Source organism: Leifsonia sp. SIMBA_070, assembly GCF_046534635.1.
Lineage (GTDB): Bacteria > Actinomycetota > Actinomycetes > Actinomycetales > Microbacteriaceae > Leifsonia.
Genome location: NZ_JAWRYK010000002.1, coordinates 474,478 through 491,873 on the forward strand (window position 1 = coordinate 474,478; position 17,396 = coordinate 491,873).

15 protein-coding genes are annotated in these 17,396 nt (G+C 70.2%); 8 read left to right on the forward strand and 7 right to left on the reverse strand.

Translation table 11 applies throughout. The features are described 5' to 3' along the window. The first annotated feature begins 22 nt into the window (after positions 1-22). The 3 genes from SB754_RS18105 (at position 23) to SB754_RS18115 (ending at position 3,921) form a co-directional block, all read left to right on the forward strand. A complete protein-coding gene (locus SB754_RS18105; protein WP_410783794.1) occupies positions 23-592 on the forward strand; it encodes a dihydrofolate reductase family protein in 570 nt (189 codons plus the stop codon). 34 nt (positions 593-626) lie between these two features. Continuing rightward, positions 627-2,981, forward strand: coding sequence for an ATP-binding cassette domain-containing protein (locus SB754_RS18110; RefSeq protein ID WP_410783795.1), 2,355 nt, complete (start codon positions 627-629; stop codon positions 2,979-2,981). 172 nt (positions 2,982-3,153) lie between these two features. After that, positions 3,154-3,921, forward strand: coding sequence for an alpha/beta hydrolase (locus tag SB754_RS18115; RefSeq protein WP_410783796.1), 768 nt, complete (start codon positions 3,154-3,156; stop codon positions 3,919-3,921). Between the two features lie 35 nt (positions 3,922-3,956). On the opposite strand, the gene SB754_RS18120 is transcribed toward SB754_RS18115, so the two are convergent. The 5 genes from SB754_RS18120 to treY all read right to left on the reverse strand — a co-directional run bounded on the left by SB754_RS18120 (position 3,957) and on the right by treY (position 12,759). Then, positions 3,957-5,714 carry a glycoside hydrolase family 15 protein gene (locus SB754_RS18120; RefSeq protein WP_410783970.1) on the reverse strand — a complete coding sequence of 586 codons (1,758 nt, stop codon included), beginning with the start codon at positions 5,712-5,714 and terminating at the stop codon, positions 3,957-3,959. A gap of 11 nt (positions 5,715-5,725) precedes the next feature. Further along, the gene (locus SB754_RS18125) at positions 5,726-6,583 is read right to left on the reverse strand and encodes a serine/threonine-protein kinase (protein ID WP_410783797.1); all 858 of its coding nucleotides are present in this window, start codon (positions 6,581-6,583) and stop codon (positions 5,726-5,728) included. Then, the gene (glgX, locus tag SB754_RS18130; protein WP_410783798.1) at positions 6,583-8,619 is read right to left on the reverse strand and encodes a glycogen debranching protein GlgX; all 2,037 of its coding nucleotides are present in this window, start codon (positions 8,617-8,619) and stop codon (positions 6,583-6,585) included. Before glgX ends, SB754_RS18125 begins: the two co-directional genes overlap by 1 nt. Before the next feature lie 169 nt (positions 8,620-8,788). Further along, complete coding sequence (treZ, locus tag SB754_RS18135) at positions 8,789-10,498, reverse strand: malto-oligosyltrehalose trehalohydrolase (RefSeq protein ID WP_410783799.1); 1,710 nt, start codon at positions 10,496-10,498, stop codon at positions 8,789-8,791. Beyond that, complete coding sequence (gene treY, locus SB754_RS18140) at positions 10,495-12,759, reverse strand: malto-oligosyltrehalose synthase (protein ID WP_410783800.1); 2,265 nt, start codon at positions 12,757-12,759, stop codon at positions 10,495-10,497. The genes treZ and treY overlap by 4 nt, the downstream gene beginning before the upstream one ends. Before the next feature lie 136 nt (positions 12,760-12,895). Here treY and SB754_RS18145 point away from each other — a divergent pair, with 136 nt between their 5' ends. From SB754_RS18145 to SB754_RS18155, 3 genes are all read left to right on the forward strand, one after another. Then, positions 12,896-13,201: a hypothetical protein gene (locus tag SB754_RS18145; protein ID WP_410783801.1), complete on the forward strand. Its 306-nt coding sequence runs from the start codon at positions 12,896-12,898 to the stop codon at positions 13,199-13,201. Positions 13,202-13,368: 167 nt separating this feature from the next. Then, positions 13,369-13,542 (forward strand): CsbD family protein, encoded by a 174-nt coding sequence (locus SB754_RS18150; RefSeq protein ID WP_410783802.1) that lies wholly within the window; start codon positions 13,369-13,371, stop codon positions 13,540-13,542. A gap of 100 nt (positions 13,543-13,642) precedes the next feature. Next, on the forward strand, positions 13,643-13,912 hold the full coding sequence (locus SB754_RS18155) for a hypothetical protein (RefSeq protein ID WP_410783803.1): 270 nt from the start codon (positions 13,643-13,645) through the stop codon (positions 13,910-13,912). Here SB754_RS18155 and SB754_RS18160 read toward each other — a convergent pair. Further along, the gene (locus tag SB754_RS18160; protein WP_410783804.1) at positions 13,885-14,835 is read right to left on the reverse strand and encodes a GlxA family transcriptional regulator; all 951 of its coding nucleotides are present in this window, start codon (positions 14,833-14,835) and stop codon (positions 13,885-13,887) included. The two genes, SB754_RS18155 and SB754_RS18160, sit on opposite strands and share 28 nt — an antisense overlap. A gap of 85 nt (positions 14,836-14,920) precedes the next feature. Here SB754_RS18160 and SB754_RS18165 point away from each other — a divergent pair, with 85 nt between their 5' ends. Beyond that, positions 14,921-15,136 carry a hypothetical protein gene (locus SB754_RS18165; protein WP_410783805.1) on the forward strand — a complete coding sequence of 72 codons (216 nt, stop codon included), beginning with the start codon at positions 14,921-14,923 and terminating at the stop codon, positions 15,134-15,136. A 63-nt stretch (positions 15,137-15,199) separates the two neighbouring features. Here SB754_RS18165 and SB754_RS18170 read toward each other — a convergent pair whose 3' ends face one another. After that, positions 15,200-16,333, reverse strand: a complete 1,134-nt coding sequence (locus tag SB754_RS18170; protein ID WP_410783806.1) for a LacI family DNA-binding transcriptional regulator — start codon at positions 16,331-16,333, stop codon at positions 15,200-15,202. 184 nt (positions 16,334-16,517) lie between these two features. Here SB754_RS18170 and SB754_RS18175 point away from each other — a divergent pair, with 184 nt between their 5' ends. Then, a complete protein-coding gene (locus SB754_RS18175) occupies positions 16,518-17,393 on the forward strand; it encodes an ABC transporter substrate-binding protein (protein WP_410783807.1) in 876 nt (291 codons plus the stop codon). The last annotated feature ends 3 nt before the right edge of the window (positions 17,394-17,396 follow it).

Sequence of the window (17,396 nt, forward strand, 5' to 3'; positions counted from 1 at the left end):
GGTCGCCGGTACCGTCGCGGACATGGGCAGAATCGTCTTCGACACGGCCGCGACCATCAACGGGTGGATCGCGGATGAGCACGACTCGCTGGCCTGGCTGTTCGCCGTGCCGGGCGGCGAGGAGCCATCGGCAGAGCTGGTCCCTGGCGACGCCACGGTCATGGTGGAGGGCCGCACCACGTACGAGTGGGTGCTGCGCGAGACCGGCATCCTCGAGCATCCGGAGAAATGGAGCGAGTTCCACGGCACGCGGCCGACGTTCGTCTTCACGCACCGGGAGTTGCCGGTGCCGGAGGGGGCGGACATCCGTTTCGTGTCCGGCTCAGTGGAGGAGGCGCTCCCCGCCATCCGCGAGGCGGCGGGCGACGGTGACATCTGGGTGGTGGGCGGCGGCGACCTCGCCGGGCAGTTCTTCGACGCCGGAGCATTGGACGCGCTCGCCGTCTCGATCGCACCCGCGACGCTGCCCGGCGGTGCGCCGCTCTTCCCCCGCCGGGTCGGGTCCGACCGGCTGCAACTCGAGTCGGCGACCGCAATCGGCCAGTTCGCGCGGCTGATCTACCGGGTGCGTCCCGCTGAAGCGGCCTCCTGATCTATGGTGGGTCACGCCCGAGGGAGAGAGAGCCATGCCTGCTGCTGACAGCCACGATGTGATCCGCGTGCAGGGCGCGCGCGAGAACAACCTGAAGGACGTCGACGTCGAGCTGCCCAAGCGTCGGCTCACGGTCTTCACGGGTGTGTCCGGATCGGGCAAGAGCTCGCTGGTGTTCGGCACGATCGCCGCCGAATCGCAGCGGATGATCAACGAGACGTACAGCGCGTTCGTCCAGGGCTTCATGCCGACGCTCGCGCGGCCCGACGTCGACGTGCTCGAAGGCCTGACGACCGCGATCATCGTCGACCAGGAGCGGATGGGCGCCAACGCCCGCTCGACGGTCGGAACCGTGACCGACGCCAACGCGATGCTGCGCATCCTGTTCTCGCGGCTGGGTCAGCCGCACGTCGGATCACCGCAGGCGTTCTCGTTCAACATCCCCTCGGTGACGGGCAGCGGCGCGATCACGGTCGGGGGCAAGACCGAGAAGCGCGAGTTCACCCAGCTCGGCGGGATGTGCCCGCGCTGCGAGGGGATGGGCTCGGTCAGCGAGATCGACCTCGCCCAGCTGTTCGACGAGAACAAGTCCCTGGCGGGCGGCGCCATCACCGTCCCCGGCTACACCGCCGACGGGTGGGCTGTCCGGATCTTCAGCGAGTCCGGCTTCTTCGATCCGGACAAGCCGATCCGCGACTTCACCGAGTCCGAGCGGAACGACTTCCTCTACCGCGAGCCGACGAAGGTCAAGATCAACGGCATCAATCTCACCTTCGAGGGACTGGTGCCCAAGGTGCAGAAGTCGATGCTCTCCAAAGACGTCAACGCCCTCCAGCCCCACCTCCGGGCGTTCGTGGAGCGGGCGGTGACGTTCACGACCTGCCCCGAGTGCGGTGGAACACGGCTGAACGAGGGCGCGCGGTCCTCCAGGATCGCCGGCATCAGCATCGCCGACGCCTGCGCGATGCAGATCACCGACCTCTCCGACTGGGTCCGTTCGCTCCACGAGCCGTCCGTCGCGCCGCTGCTGAAGAACCTCCAGCACCTGCTCGACTCCTTCGTCGACATCGGCCTCGGCTACCTGTCGCTCGACCGGCCCTCTGGCACGCTCTCCGGCGGCGAGGCGCAGCGGACCAAGATGATCCGGCACCTGGGGTCTTCGCTCACCGACATCACCTACGTCTTCGACGAGCCGACGGTCGGGCTGCACCCGCACGACATCCAGCGAATGAACGAGCTCCTCCTGCAGCTCCGCGACAAGGGCAACACGGTGCTCGTGGTCGAGCACAAGCCGGAGGCGATCGCGATCGCCGACCACGTGGTCGACCTCGGGCCGCGGGCGGGAGCGCAGGGCGGCGAGGTCGTGTTCGAGGGGACGATCGACGGCCTGCGATCGAGCGGAACGCTGACCGGCCGCCACCTCGACGACAAGGCGCGGCTGAAGGACACGGTTCGCACGCCGACCGGCGCTCTGGAGGTTCGCGGCGCCTCCGAGCACAACCTGCAGGGGGTGGATGTCGACCTCCCGCTCGGCGTGCTCGTCGTCGTGACCGGCGTGGCCGGGTCGGGCAAGAGCTCCCTCATCCACGGATCGGTCGCGCCGCGCGAGGGCGTGGTGTCGGTCGATCAGGGCGCGATCCGCGGCTCCCGCCGCAGCAACCCGGCGACCTACACGGGGATGCTGGAGCCGATCCGCAAGGCGTTCGCCAAGGCCAACGGCGTCAAGCCGGCCCTGTTCAGCGCCAATTCGGAGGGCGCGTGCCCGAACTGCAACGGCGCGGGCGACATCTACACCGACCTCGGCGTCATGGCGGGCGTCTCGACCGTGTGCGAGGTCTGCGAGGGCCGGCGGTTCGACGACTCGGTGCTGGAGTACACGCTCGGTGGTCGCGACATCAGCCAGGTCCTCGCCATGCCCGTCGGCGAGGCGGAGGCGTTCTTCGCGGAGGGCGACGCGAAGCTGCCGGCCGCCCACGCCATCCTGAAGCGGCTGTCCGATGTCGGGCTCGGCTATCTGACCATCGGCCAGCCGCTGACCACGCTGTCCGGCGGGGAGCGGCAGCGGCTCAAGCTGGCGACGCACATGGCAGAGAAGGGCGGTGTGTACGTGCTCGACGAGCCGACCACCGGGCTGCATCTCGCCGATGTGGAGCAGCTGCTCGGTCTGCTCGACCGGCTGGTTGACACCGGTAAGTCCGTGATCGTGATCGAGCACCACCAGGCGGTGATGGCGCACGCCGACTGGATCATCGACCTGGGGCCCGGCGCGGGCCACGACGGCGGCCGCGTCGTCTTCGAGGGCACACCGGCAGAGCTGGTGGCCGACCGGTCGACCCTGACCGGCAAGCACCTCGCGGCCTACGTCGGCGCCACCGCCGACGTGTCGTGACGGGATCCGGCAGACCTCGACCCGGCGCTGATATGCTGCGAAGTCCGTGAAGGAATCTGAGGAGGTGGTACCCGTGAACGAATTGACGATGGTGCTCCTCCGGGAAGTCACGGTCGGGCGATAGGTCGTCCGGGAGCGCCGCTTCCCCGCTGCACTCCCGAAAGGCACGACCATGCACTTCACTTCTGAACAGATTCTCGACGAGGGCATCACCGAGCGTGAATTCACTCTCGGTGACCTCGGTGATCTCCGCGGCATCCTGTGGACGCCACCAGCCGCTTCCTCGTCCGCGCCCGTTCCGCTCATCCTGATGGGGCAACCCGGCGGGCTCGGGATGGGACGGATGTATCCCCGCCTGCTGGCCCGCGCGCGCGCCGCCGCCGCGCAGGGCTTCGCGGCGGTCTCGATCGAGCCGCCGGGGGCCGGCGACCGGACGCCGCTGCCCGGAGCGGAGCACGCTCGAGCAGAGCTCATCCGTGCGATCTCCGCCGGGGAACGGCCTTCGGACGACGTCATCGACCGGCTGATCCTTCCTCTCGTCGAGAAGGCGGTGCCGGAGTGGCAGGCCACGCTCGACGAGGTGCTCGGCCTTCCCGAGATCGGCGAGCAGGTCGGATTCTCCGGCGGGGTGATCGCGATCGGAGTCCGCCTGGCCGCGATCGACCCGCGCATCGCGGCGGCCGGACTCTTCGCCGGCAGTTACGTGCCGCGCGCGACCCTGGAAGAGGCGCGGCGGGTGAGCATCCCGCTGCACGTTCTCCTCCAGTGGGATGACGACGGGAACGACCGGGGGATGGCGCTCGATCTCTTCGACGCCTTCGGATCGACCGAGAAGTCGCTCTACGCCAACATGGGCGGCCACACGGGCGTCCCGCACTTCGCGGGTGACGAAGCCAGCCGCTTCTTCGCCCGCCATCTCGGCGCTGCGCCGGTCCGGTGACGCACGGGTGAGCTGCGGATCGCCGCCGGCGCGGGTCAGCCCCGCAGGTCGGCGATCGTCAGCGCGGCGTCGATCAGACCCAGGTGGGAGAGCGCCTGCGGGAAGTTGCCCCAGAAGGTGCCGTCCTCATCCATCATCTCGGCGTACAGTCCCACGTCGTTGGCCCGCGCGACCAGGTCGTCCATCAGGGTCGTGGCTTCGTCCAGCTCGCCGACGCAAGCCAGCGCGGCGGCGAGCCAGAACGAGCAGGCGACGAACGGGCGCTCGCCCTCGGCCTCCGCGCCGGTGAACCGGAACAGCAGCGGCCCGCGCCCCAGGTCGCGGCGCAGGGCGGCGATGGTGGAGCGCATCCGGTCCCCTCGGTCGAAGCCGCTCGGCGCGTGGAGGAGCACGGAGGCGTCCAGCTCGTCCTCCCCGGCCACCATCGTGTACGCGCCGAGCCGTTCCGACCAGCAGTGCTCGTCGACCCACTCGTGGATGAGTTCGGCCTCCCGGCGCCACCGCTCCGGAGTGCCGTTGGCCTGTCCCAGCTCGGCCAGCTGCTGCGCCGCCTGCAGTGCCTGCCAGCAGCCCATCTTCGAGGAGGTGTGGTGCCGCAGCTCGCTCAGCTCCCACATCCCGGAATCGGGCTGCCGCCACACGTCGCAGACCCGGTCGGCCACGTCGGACACCAGCCGCCGGGTGGGGACGTCGAGCACGTTGCCGGCCGCCGCGTAGGCGAGCGCGATGCTGAGGAGGTCGCCGTAGACGCCGAGCTGCAGTTGGGAGGCGGCACGGTTCCCCGTGACGACCGGCCCGATGCCGTGCCAGCCCGGCACGTCGTGGACGACCGGTTCTGCATCCGACTCGTTCCGGAGCCCGTAGAGCACGCGCAGTTCGGCCGGGTCGCCCTTCACCGCCTGCAGCAGCCACGAGATCGCCGCGTGGGTCTCCTCCCGGAGCCCGAAGCGGGCGAGCGCGCGCAGCGAGTATGCGGTGTCGCGGACCCAGGCGAAGCGGTAGTCCCAGTTCTTGCCCCCGCGGGACGACTCCGGGAGGGAGGTCGTGGCGGCCGCGGCGACCGCACCGGTGGGTGCGTACAGCAGCAGCTTCAGCGCGAGCGCGCTGCGATGCACCGTGTCCGCCCACGGGCCGCTGTACGAGAAGGTGCGCGACCAGAGCTCCCAGTTCGAGGCGGTGCGATCGATGCTGAGGTCGACGTTCTCGGGCTTCGGCAAGTGCAGCGGCTCGTCGAAGGTCGCCACGACCGTGAGGGTTCTCCGCGTGCCCGTGCCCACGCGGATGCGGCCGCCGAAGCGCGGCGCCTGCAGGTCGTGCTCGGTGTCCGCCAGGCCGGTGACACCGATGTTGACCGTGCCGACGCGCAGGATCCGGTTGCCGTCGATGTGCTCCGCCCACGGGCTCCAGGTCCCGAGCGCCGTACCGGGTTCGACCGACCAGTCCATCACCACGGTTCCGTCGACGCCCTCGATGCGCCGGGCGAACTCCAGCCACGGCAGGCGCCCGGCGACGCCGGTGACCAGCGCGTCGGTCACCCGTACCGTTCCGCTGGCGGTCGTGAACGTACTCTCGAGCACGTTCGTGCCCGGCAGATACCGCCGCTGAATCGTGAACTCGCTGACCGGATGCAACTGCATCCGTCCCCCGCGCCCCGAATCGAGCAGGGAGGCGAAGACCGGTGGGGAGTCCAGGCTCGGGATGGGGAGCCAGTCGACCGTCCCGGCGAGGTCGATCAGCGCGACGGTCCTCCCGTCGCCGATGGCGGCGTGGTCCTCGATGGCGGCGGCGTCCATCCCGGCCGTCGTCACGCCTTCCGCTGGAGGCCGGCCGCCGCGATGACCGCCTCCCGGAACTTCGGGGTGAGCTGCTGGGCCGTCGGCCGCGCCGCGGGGTCGCCGGAGGTCATCGCGTGCAGGATGGGCGTCCAGCTGTCCGGGAGGTTGTCCGGCACCGGGGGCTCGTGCTCGAGGCGGGCGAGCGCCGACTCGACTGCGCTGCCCGGGTAGGCGACCGAGCGGGTGAAGCACTCCAGCAGCACGAGCCCGAGCGAGTAGATGTCGCTCGCCGGCGTGGCCGGGCGCCGCATGGCCTGCTCGGGGCTGAGGTAGGCCGCGGTTCCGGTCGTCTTCCCCTCGTCGGCCTGGGAGGGCACGCCCGTGATGCCGCTGGCGATGCCGAAGTCGGTCAGCCGGGCCCGAGCGCGGAACGTCGTCGTGCCGTAGGAGACCAGCATGATGTTGGACGGCTTGATGTCGCGGTGGACGACGCCGTTGGCGTGGACGTACTCCAGTGCCTCGGAGATGTCGTAGGCGACCTCCGAGATCTCCTCCAGCGTCAGCTCCCGCTGAGCCAGCATCTCCGCCAGGTCGGTGCCCGAGACCAGCTCCATGATCAGGAACGGGCGCGGGTCCTTGGGGGCGGAGTAGTCGATCCCGGCGTCGATGAGCGACACGATGCCGTGGTGGCTGAGCCGCGCGAGCGCCGCCTGCTCGGTGCGGTACTGGGTCATCTCCTCCTCGCCGCCCGACCGGTACAGCTTGATGGCGACCTCGCGGCCGAGGATCTCGTCGGTGGCGCGGAAGATGCTGGCCTCGCCGCCGCGCCCGATGACGTGCTGCGGCCGGTAGCGGCCGAGCAGCGCCGGGATGGTCGACTCGCGCATCACGACCTCCGGGACCTCAGCAGCGCGAAGGAGGACTCGCCGAGGATGACGCTGTCGCCGTCGCCGAGGACGAGCTCAGGGTCGCTCGAGAGCTCCAGCTCCCAGCGGGCGCCGGGGGCGTCCGACAGGACGAACTCGACCCCGTTGCCGGCCCCGTTCAGCATGAGCAGGAACGCGTCGGCCTCCTCATGCCGCAGTTCGAAGGCGATGGAGCGCGCCTCCGGATCAGCCCAGTCCTCGTCGGCGAAGGGCTCGCCGTCGGCGCGGAGGATGCAGACGATGTCCGGCCCGCCGACCTCGGGTGCGTGCCGGTACCACTCCGGGCGGAGGGCCGGCTCCTCCCGGCGCAGCCGGATGAGCTTGGAGGTGAACTCGTGCAGTTCCCAGTCGGCGTTCTGCCAGTCGAACCAGGAGATCTCGTTGTCCTGGCAGTAGGCGTTGTTGTTGCCCTGCTGGGTGCGGCCGATCTCGTCGCCGCCGAGGATCATCGGAACGCCCGCGGACAGCAGGACGGTGGCGAGGAAGTTCTTGCGCTGCCGGCGGCGGAAGGCGTTGATACCCTCGTCGTCGGTCGGCCCTTCGACGCCGTAGTTGCTGGAGCGGTTGTCCGATTCGCCGTCGCGGTTGTCCTCGCCGTTGGCCTCGTTGTGCTTCTCGTTGTAGCTGGTGAGATCGGCGAGGGTGAAACCGTCGTGCGCCGTGATGAAGTTGACGCTGGAGAGCGGCGCCCGGCGCGAGTCCTCGTAGATGTCGGGGCTGCCGAGCACCCGCTGGGACAGCGTGGACAGCACCCCGGGAGTGCCGCGCCAGAAGTCGCGCACATCGTCGCGGAACTTTCCGTTCCACTCCGACCAGTCGGCCGGGAACCCGCCCAGCTGGTAGCCGGCGACATCCCAGGGCTCGGCGATCAGCTTGACCTGGGCGAGGGTCGGGTCCTGCTGGATCAGGGTCAGGAACGCGCTGTGCAGGCTCGCGTCGCCGCCCTGGCGGGTCAGCGTCGTCGCCAGGTCGAACCGGAAGCCGTCGATGTGCATGTCCTCGACCCAGTACCGCAGCGAGTCCATGATGACCTGCAGCGCGGCCGGGTGGCTCACGTTGAAGCTGTTGCCGGTGCCCGTGGTGTCGAAGTAGTGCGCACCGTCGCCCTCCACCAGGCGGTAGTAGGACGGGTTGTCGATTCCCTTGAAGCTGTACGTCGGGCCCAGGTCGTTGCCTTCGGCGGTGTGGTTGTAGACCACGTCGAGGATGACCTCGATGCCGGCCGCGTGCAGCGCCTTCACCATGCCCTTGAACTCGTCGACCTGGTGGCCGGTGTCGCCGGTGGCGGCGTACTCGTTGTGCGGCGCGAAGAACCCGATGGAGTTGTAGCCCCAGTAGTTGCGGAGGCCCTTCTCCTGCAGGTGAGCATCCTGGACGAACTGGTGGATGGGCAGCAGCTCGACCGCTGTGACGCCGAGGTTCTTCAGGTACTCGACGGCGGCGGGATGAGCGAGACCGGCGTAGGTGCCGCGGAACTCCTCCGGCACCCACTCCATGAGCTTGGTGAAGCCCTTCACGTGCATCTCGTAGATGATCGTCTCGCTGAGCGGTGTGCGCGGGCGCTGGTGGTCGCCCCAGTCGAACTCGTGCGGGTCGATGGCCACGCCGAGCGCGACGTGGCGGGCGCCGTTGGTGTCGCTGCGGCGCTTCGGCCGCCCCAGCTGGTGGCCGAAGACGGCCTGCGAGTTGTCCCACGCTCCGGTGACGGCGCGGGCGTGCGGGGGCAGCAGCACCTTGGCGGGCGAGAAGCGGAGGCCGTTGGCCGGGTCCCAGGGGCCGTCGACGCGGAGGGCGTAGCGCGTTCCGGCGGCGAGCCCCGGGACGAAGCCGTGGAAGACGTGGCCGGTGCGCTCGGTGAGGACCGTCTGCTTCTCGCGCCCGCGGTGGTCGAAGAGCGACACGGTCACCGTGTCGGCGTGCTCGCTGTAGACGGCGACGTTCGCGCCGCCCTCGTGGAGGGTGACGCCGAGCGGGTACGGCCGCGAGGTCGCGGTCACAGGGATGTCCCCTGGTGGTGGGCGCTGTGGGTGTTCCGGCGGTGCGGCCGGGGGCAGGGCTGGGACACGAAGCCTCCATCGGTAGACCGCCACGATACCTGCGGAGCGCCTGCTCCAACCAGGCATTGACACGGCCGCCCACGATCTATAAGCGCTTGTCGGCGTCCGGTCAGACAGCAGTGACGCGCACCGCCTCGCCGAAGGCGGCCACCGCGTCGGCGGGTGGCGCGCCGAGGCCGCTGCCGGACAGACTGACCTCCACGAGCAGTCCGCCGCGGGCGAAGCGGAAGACACCGTCCGTGTAGGCGACATCGGTCGCTCGGGCCTCCGCGGGGATCGTTCGGCGCAGTGCCCCGAGCACTCGGTACCAGTCGAGCATGCGACCGTTCTGGGGCCGGGATGGCTCCGACCAGTCCAGTTTGGAGCGCTGGAACGTCTCCGGGTCCTGGGGGTCGGGCACGACGGCGGGATCCCAGCCCATCTTGGCGAACTCCGCGATGCGGCCCTCGGCGGTGACCTTCCCGAGCTCCGGTTCCGGGTGGGAGGTGAAGAACTGCCACGGCGTGGTGGCCGCCCACTCCTCTCCCATGAAGAGCATGGGGGTGAACGGGCCGAGCAGGGTCAGGGCGGCGGCGACGGCCAGGCGCCCAGGGTCGAGGGTTGCGGCCAGGCGGTCGCCGGCGGCGCGGTTGCCGATCTGGTCGTGGTCCTGGCTGAAGGCCACGAGGCGGGTGAAGGGGATCTCCGGGTCCAGGGGGCGGCCGTGGCGACGCTCCCGGAAGCTCGACCACGTGCCGTCGTGGAAGAACCCGCGCTGGAAGACCTTCACCAGTGCGCCCGGCTCGGCGAAGTCGGCGTAGTAGCCGGTGTCCTCGCCGGTCAGGTTGGCGTGGATGGAGTGGTGCACGTCGTCGTCCCACTGGGCGTGGAGTCCGTAGCCGTGGTGGGCGCGGGTCCGGACGAGTTTCGGGTCGTTCAGGTCGCTCTCGGCGATCAGCGTGCGCGGCCGCCCCGTCTCACCGGCCAGCTCGTCTGCGAGCACCGCCAGCTCCTCCAGCAGATGGGTCGCCGTGTGGTCCTGGAGGGCGTGGACCGCATCCAGGCGGAGCCCGTCCACGTGCATCTCGCGCAGCCAGTACTCGGCGTTGTCGAGGATGTAGCGGCGGACCTCGTCCGACAGCGGGCCGTCGAGGTTGACGTTGACACCCCAGGTGCTCGCACCCTGCCCGAGGTAGGGGCCGAACTTGGGCAGGTAGTTGCCGCTCGGCCCGAGGTGGTTGTACACGACGTCCTGGATGACGGCCAGGCCGCGCTCGTGGCAGCTCTCCACGAACCGCTGGTAGGCCGCAGGTCCCCCGTACTGCTCCTGAACCGCGTACCAGAGCACGCCGTCGTAGCCCCAGTTGTGCGTGCCGTTGAACGCGTTCACCGGCAGCAGCTCTATGGCGTCGACGCCGAGCTCCAGGAGGTGGTCCAGACGCTCGGCGGCGGCATCCAGCGTGCCCTCCGGAGTGAAGGTGCCGAGGTGGAGCTCGTAGATCAGCGCGCCGGTCAGGTCGCGGCCCTCCCAGGTGCCGTCGGCCCACTCGTGGGAGCGCGGGTCGAACTCGCGGCTCAGCTCGTGCACGCCGGACGGCTGCCGAAGCGAGCGCGGGTCGGGGAACGGGCCGTCTCCGTCGACCACGAACCCGTAGTCGACGGGATGCGCAGGAAGCTCAGGCGCCTCCGCCAGCTCCCACCAGCCGCCGGCCGGGGTGTCCTCCGTCGGGGGCACCGGGGTGAGCGGGAAGGCGCCCATCTGGTCGATCACGACATCGACACTGTGCGCGATCGGCGCCCAGACCGGGAACCGGCGGTCGCCCCAGGCTCCGGCGGTCATCGGGTCACCGCCAGCAGTGCGACCGGGTAGCGCTCGAAGACGGTGGACAGGGGCACCCGGCCACGAATCTCGCGGCCGGTCAGCTCGTCGCGCATGGGTTCCTCTCCCAGGTCGATGGCGGTGTCGGCCCAGCCACCGGTGGCGGAGAGACCGACCGGCAGCCGCGTGGCGAGGGCCACAGCGCCGCCGCGGTCGAAGCCGATCAGGTGTCCCGCGCGGGACTCTTCTGCGTACAGCGGCCGGTAGCCGGTGAAGAGCTCCGGCCGATCGCGCAGCAGGCGCAGCGCCCGGGAGGTGACCAGCACCTTGGCGGCGCCCGACGAGTCGACCTCGGGGAGCCATCCCTCGTCGATGTGCGCAAGGAGGGCGGCAGAGGCGTCGAACTCGACCGGACGGCGGTTGTCCGGGTCGACCAGCGACCGCTCCCACCGTTCGGAGCCCTGGTAGACGTCCGGGCGCCCCGGAGAGAGGAGCTGCAGCAGTTTGGCGCCGAGTCCGTTGCTCGCCCCCGGCGCGTCGATGACGGCGGACAGAGCCTCCACCTCGGCGCGCACCCGGTCGTCGTCGAACGCGGCGTCGACGGCTGCGGCCATCCGGGCCTCGAACTCCTGGTCCGGGTCGGTCCAGCCGGTGGAGGCGCCGGCCTCGCGCGCCGCTTTCAGCGCGTAGTCCTGCAGCCGCTCCCGCGAGGCCGGCCAGGCGCCGACGATCGACTGCCACAGCAGGCTCTCCAGCGATCCGTCGCCGAAGCCGACGTGCTCGCGCACCGTCCGCAGGAAGCGCTCGAACCGCCCGGGCAGCTCGGCGAGCACGGAGATGCGCGCGCGGGTGTCCTCCCCGCGCTTCGTGTCGTGGGTGGACAGCACCGTCATGGAGTCGGGCAGCAGCCGCTGGCGGTCGGCCTGCCTGCGGTGGAACTCCTCCGGCGACAGGGCGAACTCGGACGGATCGCCGCCCACCTCGGTGAGCGAGACCAGCCGCGTGAAACGGTAGAAGGCGTTGTCCTCGACGCCCTTCGCCATGATCGCGCCGGTCGTCTGCTCGAACCGGTACCCGAGGCGGTCGGCGATGCGGGCGATCACCGGGGCGAGGTCGGGGCGGGACTCCGCGGCCGCCGATCGCGCCGCATCCAGGTGCTCGGCGCCGAACGGCAGGTAGCTGCGGTACACCGGGAACCAGGCCGCCAGCTCGGCGACCCCATCCGCGTCCTCCTCGTCGAAGCCCTCACCCAGCTCGCGGACCACGCGCAGCACCTCGGAGCGGAGGATGCTGTCGGCGACGGCGCGCTTGCGCCGGTGGACCAGGTCCGTCCAGTCCTGGTTCTCCTCGCGGCCGTCCAGCTCGCCGGCGAGAGCCGTGAGCGGCCCCTCGCCGGAGGGGTCGACGAAGACGCGGTCGATCACGGCCAAGGCGTCGTACCCGGTCGTCCCCTGCACCGGCCAGTCGGGCATCCGCTCGTCGCCCTCGATGATCTTCTCCACCCAGATCGGGGCGTCGCGGGCGAGCGCGCGGAGGCGCTCCAGGTACTGGCCGGGGTCGCGGAGGCCGTCCGGGTGATCGACGCGGAGGCCGTCGACCAGTCCCTCGCTGAGCCAGCGTCCGATCTCCCGATGGGTGTCGTCGAACACCTGCTCGTCCTCGACCCGGAGGCCGGCGAGCGTCGTCACTGCGAAGAACCGGCGGTAGTTGAGCTCCGCGTCGGCCCGGCGCCACGACATCAGCTCGTAGTGCTGGCGCGCGTGCACCTCCTGCGGGGTGCCTTCGCCCGTGCCCGGGGCGAGAGGGAAGCGGTGGTCGTAGTAGCGGAGCTCGCCGTCCTCGACGCGCAGCGCGTCCTCCTCGTCCGGCCCGTCGCCGAGGATCGGGAGACGCAGCCTGCCTTGCCCGAAGGCCCAGTCGATGTCGAAATAGGAGGCGTGGCGCGAGTCCTGACCGTAGGTCAGCAGGTCCCACCACCACGCGTTCAGCTCGGGCGTTGCGACGCCCATGTGGTTGGGGACGATGTCCACGAGCACCTTCAGACCGCGCGTGTGCGCCGCCTCCGAAAGCTCCCGCAGCGCCTCCGGGCCGCCGCGGGAGGCGTCGACCCGGCTGTGGTCGACGACGTCGTAGCCGTGCATCGAGCCGGGCTCCGCCTCCAGCAGCGGAGAGAGGTACACCCAGTCGGCGCCGAGGCGCCGGATGTAGTCGAGCACTTGCGTCGCATCGCGCAGGGTGAATTCGGGGGAGATCTGAAGACGGTAGGTGCTCACACGCTTCATTCTCGGGGAGCGTCCTGGGGTCGAGTAGGCCTTGAATTCCCGAGCGAGGCAGATTGCTAGACAGGCAAGCAATATGTATAGGCTAGCTACCCGACCACCCGCACGAGCGGGGGCGCCAGCGAGGGGAGAGACGCGGATGGGTGTGCTCAGCTACGGAGGAACGGAGTATGCCTTCGGAGATCGGCTGCTCGCCCACCTGCAGGTCGTCATCACCACCAAGCTCCGCCGGCGCGAGACCTTCGCCCTCAACTGGGTTCCGGACGGGGACGGCGGCCGCGAGGCGATCTGGATCGACAACGGCCTCCCGATCCGCTTCCGGTACGACGAATCCACCCTCGCGCCGCTCAACCGGGAGTGGCTTGAGGCGCTGATGGACGGCACCCACCGGCCGAACGGGCTGCTCGTCATGCCCGAACCCGTCGCCGTGCCGGTCGGGCGCTGAACGATCGAGTCAGACGTCCTTTTCCGTCGTCAACGTCATGACGCGCGACCTCGGCCGTCCGCTCGGCACCGCCTGGGCATGCGGTGGGAGCTCGGACCGCAGGGGTAGACCCGCCCCTCCAACGGTGGGAGCGTCGTGGGTGAAATCGGACCACGAAAGGGGACGTCATGGGACTCGACGACAAGATCGAGAACGCCGGAGAAAAGCTGGGTGGAAACGCCAAGGAAGCTACCGGTAAGGCCACCGGCGACGAGCGCCTCGAGGCCGAAGGCAAGGGCGACCAGGCCAAGGCCGACGTCAAGCAGGCCGGCGAGAAGGTCAAGGACGCCTTCAAGCACTGACCCTCGAAGCACCCTCGAAGCCCCCGCCCCGGACATGATCGGGCGGGGGCTTCGTCGTGTTCATCTGTTGTTCACCGACGCGGCGGAGTAGTTTCCGGTCATGGGAGATCGGATGGATCGCGTGCGGGCCGTCCGCCGGGCGGGCATCGGCGGTCTGCTGGCCGTTCTCGCGCTGATCGCGACGGTCGCGCTGGCGGTTGCCATCCCGACGCAGGGCGAGAACCCGCGGGCCTGGGGTGTCGTCGTCTGCGGGCTGGTGACCGTCGCCCTGTGCGGCGAGTTGGCGATGCGGAACTGGCGGCTGCTGCGGCACTATCGGGGCGACGACCTCGCCCCGCGTCATCATGCGCGCGCAAAGGCGGCGCGGTAGCGGGTCGGCGGGATCCCGACCTCCGCGTCGAAGTGGTGGCGCAGGAGGGTGGCGCTGCCGAAGCCGCACTGACGGGCGACTTCGTCGATGGGCAGATCGGTGGTTTCGAGGAGCAGTCGCGCGTGCAGGACGCGCTGGGTGGTCAGCCACTGCATCGGCGGCACGCCCGTCTCGGCGACGAAGCGGCGGGAGAAGCTGCGGGTGGACATGTGCACGCGTTCCGCCAGGCTGCCCACCGTGTGCGGCTCGTCCAGCCGGTCGGTGAGGTGGTCGAGCAGTTCGCTGAAGGTGTCGTCCTCGCAGTCGCTGACCGGGCGGTCGATGTACTGCCGTTGGCCGCCGTCGCGCTGGGGCGGCACGACCATGTTCCGCGCGATGGTGTTGGCGACGGCGCTGCCCAGCTCGCGGCGGACGAGGTGGAGGCTGGCGTCGATGCCGGCGGAGGTCCCGGCGCTGGTGATGATGCGCCCGTCGTCGACGAAGAGGACGTCGGGGTCGACGCGTGCATTCGGGAAGCGCCGCTGGAGCGCGTCCGAGTACCGCCAATGCGTGGTGCAGTCGCGGCCGTCGAGCAGGCCCGCGGCGCCGAGCGCGAACGCTCCGGAGCAGACGCTGAGGAGGATGGCGCCGCGGTCGTAGGCGCGGCGGAGCGCATCCAGGAACTCCGGCGGGTACTCGTCGCGGATCTCGGCGGCGGGGATGGCGATGAGGTCGGCGCCCTCCATCGCTCCGAGCCCGTAGGGTGCGGTGACCGTGACGCCGGCGGGGCTCGGTACGGGCTCACCCGGCTCGATGGAGCAGACGCGGAAGTCGAACGGCTCCAGACCCGCGTAGCTGCGGTCGAGGCCGAAGACCTCGCAGACGACGCCGAATTCGAACATGGCGAAGTCCTCGATGAGGGGCACGGCGACCGATCGGATCATGCCGCCAGTGTAATGGCGCAATCTTTGCGAAGATAGACCGAAAGCCATCTCGTGTCCGAATCTTTACGTCCGTAACGTGAGGGTCATGGCAAACACGACATGGACGCAGGGAATGGAGCACGGCTGGGTGAGGCACCCGGCCCGGACGAACGGCGGCGTTCCCGTCGCCCCCAAGCGGTTCGTCCTCAGCGACTGGCTGCCGGCGGCGATCCTCGCGCGCGGCGGCCGCGTCACCCGCGAAACGGACCGCGCCCTCGGCGACCTGCGCGCCATCCAGAGCGCGCGCGAGTCGCGCCCCTGAGCCTCCCGCCGTTTCCCGATTCGTGACGAATCGGGGCTCAGCGCCGCATTTTCCCCTGATTCGTCACGAATCGCAGGGGTTGGGGAGTGCCGCGGCGATCGGGAAGGGTGCGGCGACGGACGCGCGCGGTGCGGCGCCGACGGACGCGACGGAGGCGCGCGACACGAGGGTCGCGTCGAAGACCACCGACTCCTCGTCGACGCGCTCGCCGTGGATGCGCTGCAGCGCCAGGCGTGCGGCGGCGGCACCCAGTTCGTAGATCGGCTGCTCCACCACCGTCAGCGGGGGAGTGGTGATCGACGTCCACTCCGGGTTGTCGAAGGCGATCAGGGAGACGTCGCCCGGAATGGAGAGGCCGAGCGTCCGGATGGTCTGGAACACCGTCATCGCGATCAGGCTGTCCGACGCGATGATCGCGGTGACCGGGTCGTCGTCCTCGAGGAGTTCGCGGGTCACCGCATCCACACCGCGGCGTCGCGCGTCCAGGCGGATCGTGCGCTCGGGTGACGGGATGCCCGCGTCGGTGAGCGCCTCCATCACGCCGGCGACGCGGTCGGCGACGCTCGACATGGTGATCGTTGCGCCCGGCGTGTACACCGGCGCAGGGTGGTCGTGCGTCGAGATGAACGCGATCCGCCGGTGGCCCTGCGCGAGCAGTTCCGCTGTGGCGCGCACCGCGGCGGAGCGGTTATCGACCGTGACCGAGTCGTAGTGGTGGGCGTCCGCGCGGCGGTCGAGCAGCACCAGGGGCCGGCCGGCCGCACCGACGGCTGCCAGGTGCTCGACCCGCGCCGAGGAGGCCGGCGCGACGATGAGGGCATCCACCTGCTTGTCGAGCAGGACGTCCACTGCGGCCTGCTCAGCCTCCACCACCTCGTCGGAGTTGGTCAGGATGACGTCGTACCCGGCTCTGCTGGCGACGTCGGAGATGCCGCGCATGGCGTGGGCGAAAAAGGGGTTCTCGATGTCGCCGACGACGACGCCGATCGTGTTCGAGCGTCCCGTGTTCATCGAGCGGGCCAGCGCGTTCGGGCGGTAGTTGAGCTCCTCCGCTGCGGCCTGGACGCGCGAGCGGACGGCGTCGCTCACCTGCCCGTAGTCGCCGAGCGCCCGGGCCGCGGTCGCCTTGGAGACTTTCGCCGCGCGGGCGATGTCGGCCACCGTGACGGCGCGGCGGGACGCGGGTCGTGGGGACATCGGTGAACCCTTCCTGTTCGCGTCTGCCGTGTTGACGAACACCCGAGACGTGTTGTAACGTCCCAGAAAACCAACTGAGACCGGTCTCAGCGTAATCGCCAGAGACCGGTCTCAGCAACAGCGGATCGACGAGGATCGCACGTCCTGTTTCTCGCCGACCATTCCAGACGATTGGACCCCCGCAGTGAAACGACGCACTTTCCTCCGGCCGGCCGCACTGCTGGCCGCCGCGGCCTCCGCCGCCCTGGTCCTCGCCGCCTGCAGCGCCGGCGGCGCCGCGGGCTCGGCGACCAAGGACAACCCGTACGGGCTCATCCAGGCGGGCACCGTCCGCGTCGCCAGCCTCGGCGACGCCAAGCCGTACACGTTCACCGACGCCAAGGGCGACTTCACCGGCTTCGACGTCGAGCTGTTCACCGACGTCGCCAAGCGTGCCGGCCTCGGCACGGCGGTCTTCACCGGGCAGGACTTCTCCGGCCTCCTCGCGGCGGTCGCCAACCACCAGTTCGACGTGGGCGTCGCGGCCATCGGCATCACCGACGAGCGCAAGAAGACGGTCGACTTCTCGGACGGCTACCTCGCCGGCTACCTGACCGTGCTCACCACCAAGGCGAGCGGGATCGACTCCGCCAAGGACCTCGCAGGCAAGCGTCTCGGCGTCGTGCAGGGCACGCTCCAGGAGGCCTACGCGGTCAAGAACTTCCCGAAGGCCGACCTCGTCCGCTTCCCCGACAACAACGCCGCCGTCTCGGCGATCAACAGCGGCTCGGTGGATGCGCACTTCCTCGACTACGAGGCGGCCAAGAGCTACGTCGCCCAGTACCCGACGCTGAAGGACGCGGAGGACATCCCCTCCTTCGACGCCCCCGCCGGCTTCGCGATCGCCAAGGGCAACCCGGCGCTGAAGAAGGCCCTGAACACGGCGCTTCACGCGGCGATGGAGGACGGCACCTGGAAGAAGCTCTACCAGAAGTGGTTCCCGGGCTCCCCGATGCCCACGCAGTACCTGCCGAAGGCCGAGCGGACCGCGACCCCGACGCCGTCGGCCTCATCGAAGTAGGAC

What these genes read in the sequence shown, in the direction of transcription:
- SB754_RS18105 (WP_410783794.1), top strand. Translation starts at nt 23, where the DNA reads ATGGGCAGAATCGTCTTCGACACGGCCGCGACCATCAACGGGTGGATC.
- SB754_RS18110 (WP_410783795.1), top strand. Translation starts at nt 627, where the DNA reads ATGCCTGCTGCTGACAGCCACGATGTGATCCGCGTGCAGGGCGCGCGC.
- SB754_RS18115 (WP_410783796.1), top strand. Translation starts at nt 3,154, where the DNA reads ATGCACTTCACTTCTGAACAGATTCTCGACGAGGGCATCACCGAGCGT.
- SB754_RS18120 (WP_410783970.1), bottom strand. Translation starts at nt 5,714, where the DNA reads ATGGACGCCGCCGCCATCGAGGACCACGCCGCCATCGGCGACGGGAGG.
- SB754_RS18125 (WP_410783797.1), bottom strand. Translation starts at nt 6,583, where the DNA reads ATGCGCGAGTCGACCATCCCGGCGCTGCTCGGCCGCTACCGGCCGCAG.
- treZ (WP_410783799.1), bottom strand. Translation starts at nt 10,498, where the DNA reads ATGACCGCCGGAGCCTGGGGCGACCGCCGGTTCCCGGTCTGGGCGCCG.
- treY (WP_410783800.1), bottom strand. Translation starts at nt 12,759, where the DNA reads ATGAAGCGTGTGAGCACCTACCGTCTTCAGATCTCCCCCGAATTCACC.
- SB754_RS18145 (WP_410783801.1), top strand. Translation starts at nt 12,896, where the DNA reads ATGGGTGTGCTCAGCTACGGAGGAACGGAGTATGCCTTCGGAGATCGG.
- SB754_RS18150 (WP_410783802.1), top strand. Translation starts at nt 13,369, where the DNA reads ATGGGACTCGACGACAAGATCGAGAACGCCGGAGAAAAGCTGGGTGGA.
- SB754_RS18155 (WP_410783803.1), top strand. Translation starts at nt 13,643, where the DNA reads ATGGGAGATCGGATGGATCGCGTGCGGGCCGTCCGCCGGGCGGGCATC.
- SB754_RS18160 (WP_410783804.1), bottom strand. Translation starts at nt 14,835, where the DNA reads ATGATCCGATCGGTCGCCGTGCCCCTCATCGAGGACTTCGCCATGTTC.
- SB754_RS18165 (WP_410783805.1), top strand. Translation starts at nt 14,921, where the DNA reads ATGGCAAACACGACATGGACGCAGGGAATGGAGCACGGCTGGGTGAGG.
- SB754_RS18170 (WP_410783806.1), bottom strand. Translation starts at nt 16,333, where the DNA reads ATGTCCCCACGACCCGCGTCCCGCCGCGCCGTCACGGTGGCCGACATC.